Consider the following 4,967-nt stretch of genomic DNA (forward strand, 5'->3'; position numbering starts at 1 on the left):
CAAACTGGCCGAAGACACATTAAGCGAGATCGACCGTATCCTCGGCATCCTGCCCACTGCCGGCACCGCCAAGGTCAGCTGGGAGGAATATGGCGAGATCATCGTCTGCGATACCTATGACGAGATGCTGAAAGTGGCCGACGACATCGCCTCCGAGCACGTTCAGGTCATGACCGACCGCGACGACTGGTTCCTGGAAAACATGACCTGCTACGGCGCGCTGTTCCTGGGTCCGCGCACCAACGTGGCCAATGGCGACAAGGTGATCGGCACCAACCACACCCTGCCAACCAAAAAAGCCGGTCGCTATACAGGCGGGCTCTGGGTGGGCAAGTTCATGAAAACCCACAGCTATCAGAAGGTTGTCACCGACGAGGCCGCGACGATGATCGGTGAATACGGCTCGCGCCTGTGCATGCTGGAAGGCTTTGTCGGCCATGCCGAGCAATGCAACATCCGCGTTCGGCGTTATGGCGGCATCAACGTGCCCTATGGTGAAGGCGCGGCTTATCGCGAGGCTGCTGACGCTTCCTCGTAAGCGTCAGGTCATTGCTACAGCAATTGCGCCCGGGTTCGCCCGGGCGTCACGGATTTTGAATGAGAAGCAGATAACACAATGCGAGATTTCGCAATGGACACACATTCCACCCATAAGGCCCTGATCGCGCCGTTGCGCGAGGCCATGTACAACTTTGACGAGGCCGGCGTCCGCGCCGCGCTGCAGGCGGTGATTGCGCCTGACGCCGTCATCCACATGCCGCATCCGTTCGGCGATCTGACCGGGCCGCAAGAACTTTACGACACGTGCTATGCACCGCTGCTGAAATCCATGCCTGATCTGGAACGCCGGGATTGGATCGTGATGGGCGGACCCACGGAACATGGCGATGATTGGATCGGCTGCGGCGGTCACTACGTTGGTACATTCGTCGCCCCCTGGCTGGACATCCCGCCGACGGGGCATCTGACCCATATGCGGTTCCACGAATTCTACCGCTTCGAGGGCGGCAAGGTTGTCGAGATTCAGACGCTTTGGGACATTCCCGAAGTCATGATGCAGGCGAAGGCCTGGCCGATGGCCCCGTCGCTGGGGCTGGAGTTCTACATTCCCGGCCCGGCGTCTCTGGACGGCATCGTGCCCGGACCGTGGGATGAGGCGAAATCTCAGGCCTCGTGCAATCACATCGTCGAGATGCTGAACCATCTGAAGAAACACCCCAGCCAGGGTGGACCCGAAGTGATGGAGATGGAGAAGTTCTGGCATCCGCGCATGAACTGGTACGGCCCCGCCGGGATCGGCACCGGGCGCGGCATCGCGGGTTTCCGCAACTGGCACCAGATTCCATTCCTGAACGGCATGCCTGACCGCGGTAAATACATCGAAGAAATCACCTATCATTTCTTTGGTGACGCCGAATATGCCGCCGTCACCGGGTGGCCGAACATGATCCAGACCGTCACCCATGACGGCTGGATGGGCATTGCACCATCTGGCAAGAAGATCACCATGAGATCGCTGGATTTCTGGCGGCTTGAGGATGGCCTGATCCGCGAGAACTGGGTCATGGTCGACCTGCTGGACGCCTACCGGCAGCTGGGCGTAGATGTCTTTGCCCGCCTGCGCGAGTTCAACAAGGTTCGCGTTCAGGGCACGATTCCCTTCCCGGTTGGCGAAGTCTGATATGCCCCAATTCCCCAGCACCCCCAGTTTCGACCTGATCGGCAAGCGCGCATTGGTTGCCGGAGCGTCTTCTGGCATTGGCATGGCCTGCGCCGTGGCGCTGGCGGAACATGGTGCTGAGGTCACTTTGGCGGCGCGCCGTACTGGCGCGCTGCAGGATATTGCACAGGAAATGTCGGCGCAGGGATGGTCTTCACAGGTTCTGGAACTGGATGTTTCCGACGTGGCGGCGACCGCTGAGGCCGTGGCGCAGAACGGGCCGTTCGATATCCTGCTGAACTCGGCCGGGCTTGCCCGTCACGGCAAGGCTGTCGACACGCAGCCGGATGATTTCGATGCGGTGATGGGCGTCAATGTCAAAGGCGCCTATTTCCTGACCCAGGCCGTTGCCAAGGGCCTGCTCGATGCCGGTCGCCCCGGTTCGCTGATCAATATCTCAAGTCAGATGGGCCATGTCGGCGGTCGCGAGCGCGCAGTCTATTGTGCGTCGAAATTCGCGGTCGAAGGCTTCACCAAGGCGATGGCGCTTGAGTTCGGACCAGGAAAGATCCGGGTTAACACGATCTGCCCGACCTTCATCCTGACCGAGCTGACCAAATCCACCTTCGACGATCCGGACAAACGCGCCTGGATTCTCGAAAAGATCAAGCTTGGCCGCCCCGGTGAGATCGAGGACATCATGGGTGCGGTGGTCTATCTGGCCTCGGATGCCTCGGCGTTGGTGACCGGCACGGCGATGATGGTGGATGGAGGATGGACAGCAGACTGATGGTTGCGCAGAAGGTCACATCGGCAGAAGTTGCCCGCCTTGCTGGTGTAAGCCAGTCGGCGGTCAGCCGGGTGTTCACGCCCGGTGCCTCGGCCTCTGCCAAGACCATCGAAAAAGTGCGCAAAGCCGCCAAAGAGCTGGGGTATCGCCCCAATGTTCTGGCGCGGGCCATGGTGTCGGGCAAAAGCGGCATCATCGGGCTGGTGGTCGCCTATTTGAACAACCAGTTTTACCCCGAAGCTTTGGAAAAGCTCTCGAACGCCTTGCAGGAACGCGGCTACCATGTGCTGATCTTCATGGCGTCGCAATCGGCAGGCAATGTCGACAAGGTGGTTGAAGAGATCCTCGATTTTCAGGTCGATGGCATCATTGCCGCCTCGGTGTCACTGTCCTCGGACCTGTCGGACCGATGCCGGGCTGCCGGAGTTCCGATGGTCCTGTTCAACCGGGCGCAGGACGATCCGGCCATGTCCGCCGTGACGTCGGACAACATTGCGGGCGGGCGCAAGGCGGCCGAGTTTCTGCTGGCCGGGGGGCATAGGAAAATCGGCTATATTGCCGGTTGGGAAGGCGCCTCGACCCAGCGCGACCGCGAGGCCGGGTTTCTGGCGGGACTGCGCGAAGCGGGTGTAGAGCTGTATTCTCGCGAGATAGGGAACTTCGCGAGCGAACAGGCGCAGGAGGCAACCCGCCGTATGTTTGCCTCTGACCCGCCTGACGCTGTTTTTGTGGCAAACGATCACATGGCCATCGCTGTGATGGACGCGCTTCGGTTTGAACTTGGCCTGAAAGTACCCAGCGACGTTTCGGTGGTTGGGTATGACGACGTGGCCGTGGCCGCGTGGCCGGCCTACGATCTGACAACTGTGCGCCAACCCGCCAATCGCATGGTCGCTAAAACCGTCGATATTCTGCTCCGCAAGATCGAAGACTCCGACGCTGAACCGCGCCGCGTCGAGATTGACGGACCTCTAATTGTTCGCGGCTCTGCCCGCATACCTGAAGGATGGAAGACATGAAGGGATTTGATCCCAAGTTCAAAGACTTTCCCGACTATATCATCGGGATCACCAAGGAGATCTGGGAAGATCGTGGCATTGCCACGCTGCATCACTATTACTCCCCGGATATTGTCGTGCGCTCGCCCGCGTCTGTGGTCGTCGGCAACCAGGACGTGATCGCTGCAACCATGGCGACCTTGGCCGAATTCCCCGACCGCACCCTTCTGGGCGAGGATGTGATCTGGTCGGGAACGCCTGAGGAGGGCATGCTGTCCTCGCACCGCCTGCTGTCCACCGCGACCCATCTGGGTGACGGTGTGTATGGCAAGGCGACCGGCAAGAAGCTGGTCTACCGCATTCTGGCCGACTGCCACGCCATCAACAACCAGATTAACGATGAATGGCTGATCCGCGACCAGAGCGCAATCGTGCAGCAGATGGGCTGGGACCCCAAGGAATACGCCCGCGACCTGATCACGCGCGAGGGTGGGCCAGACGCCTGCGTGCAACCCCTCACGCCCGAAAACGATCAGCCCGGCCCTTATAAGGGCCGTGGCAATGACAATGAATGGGGCCAGAAATACGCGGATATCCTGAACCGGATCATGAATGCCGATATGGGTGTGATCGAGGCAGAGTATGACCGCGCCGTCCTGTCGGAATATCCCGGCGGAACCACAGGTCATAGCTGGGGGCCAGTGGATCGGTTCTGGATGGGCCTGCGCGCCGCGTTCCCGCGCGCGGAATTCAAGATCCACCACCAGATCGGCCGCGATGATCCGATGATGCCACCGCGCGCCGCAATCCGCTGGACGCTACACGGCAAGCACGACGGTTGGGGCGTCTTCGGTGTGCCGACCGGGGCCGAGGTTTATGTGCTGGGCATCAGCCAGGCCGAGTTCGGTCCCTGGGGTCTGCGCAAGGAATACACCCTGTTTGACGAAACCTCGATCTGGAAACAGATACTGTTGAAAACCGGCGATCTCTGAGAATGTCGCACCGTGTCTCAAATCTGGATGCCGCGCAGGCGTTGCGGCGGTTCCATGCCCATCGCGCCAGCCTGCGCGCCCGGCGGCTGAACAATCGTCCGCCGGGAGGTTTGGTTTGATCCGATCAAACCCAAGTCTAAAGGAGACAAGATATGAGCACTATCGAAAGCCGCATCGTCCGTTATGGCGAACTGAAGCCCTGTAAAACCGCATTCATCGACGCTCACACGCCGGGCTCGGACCAGAAAGAGAACTTTACCATCATCGGCGGCGGCGTGTCGGAATCCCCCGATCAGCACGTCCACATCACCGACAAGATCGGGTTCAACATCGGTGCGGCGGGGCAACCGCCGAAATGCCGCAACTCATTGCACAGTCACACCACCGCCGAGGTGTTCTTTGTCGCCAAAGGTCGCTGGCGGTTCTTCTGGGGCCGCTATGGCACGGCGGGCGAGTTCATCGCCGAGGAGGGCGACATCTTCAACATCCCGACGGGCATCTTCCGCGGGTTCGAGAATGTCGGCCAG

General features: G+C 60.4%; 5 protein-coding genes and 1 pseudogene. All 6 read left to right on the plus strand.

Annotation, left to right across the window (positions count from 1 at the left end; all coding sequences use genetic code 11):
• Nucleotides 1-538 (plus strand): histidinol dehydrogenase (locus ACOQFT_RS05385; RefSeq protein WP_421597023.1); only part of this gene is annotated, 538 nt, incomplete at its 5' end.
• A gap of 78 nt (nt 539-616) precedes the next feature.
• Complete coding sequence (locus tag ACOQFT_RS05390) at nt 617-1,681, plus strand: ester cyclase (RefSeq protein ID WP_421597024.1); 1,065 nt, start codon at nt 617-619, stop codon at nt 1,679-1,681.
• A 1-nt stretch (nt 1,682) separates the two neighbouring features.
• On the plus strand, nt 1,683-2,450 hold the full coding sequence (locus ACOQFT_RS05395; RefSeq protein ID WP_421597025.1) for an SDR family NAD(P)-dependent oxidoreductase: 768 nt from the start codon (nt 1,683-1,685) through the stop codon (nt 2,448-2,450).
• Nucleotides 2,450-3,469 carry a LacI family DNA-binding transcriptional regulator gene (locus ACOQFT_RS05400; RefSeq protein ID WP_421597027.1) on the plus strand — a complete coding sequence of 340 codons (1,020 nt, stop codon included), beginning with the start codon at nt 2,450-2,452 and terminating at the stop codon, nt 3,467-3,469. Before ACOQFT_RS05395 ends, ACOQFT_RS05400 begins: the two co-directional genes overlap by 1 nt.
• Complete coding sequence (locus tag ACOQFT_RS05405; RefSeq protein WP_421597026.1) at nt 3,466-4,440, plus strand: ester cyclase; 975 nt, start codon at nt 3,466-3,468, stop codon at nt 4,438-4,440. Before ACOQFT_RS05400 ends, ACOQFT_RS05405 begins: the two co-directional genes overlap by 4 nt.
• Nucleotides 4,441-4,592: 152 nt before the next feature.
• Nucleotides 4,593-4,967: pseudogene (locus tag ACOQFT_RS05410) on the plus strand (cupin); the annotation flags it as partial.

This window comes from Ruegeria sp. MALMAid1280, assembly GCF_049195285.1.
Lineage (GTDB): Bacteria > Pseudomonadota > Alphaproteobacteria > Rhodobacterales > Rhodobacteraceae > Ruegeria.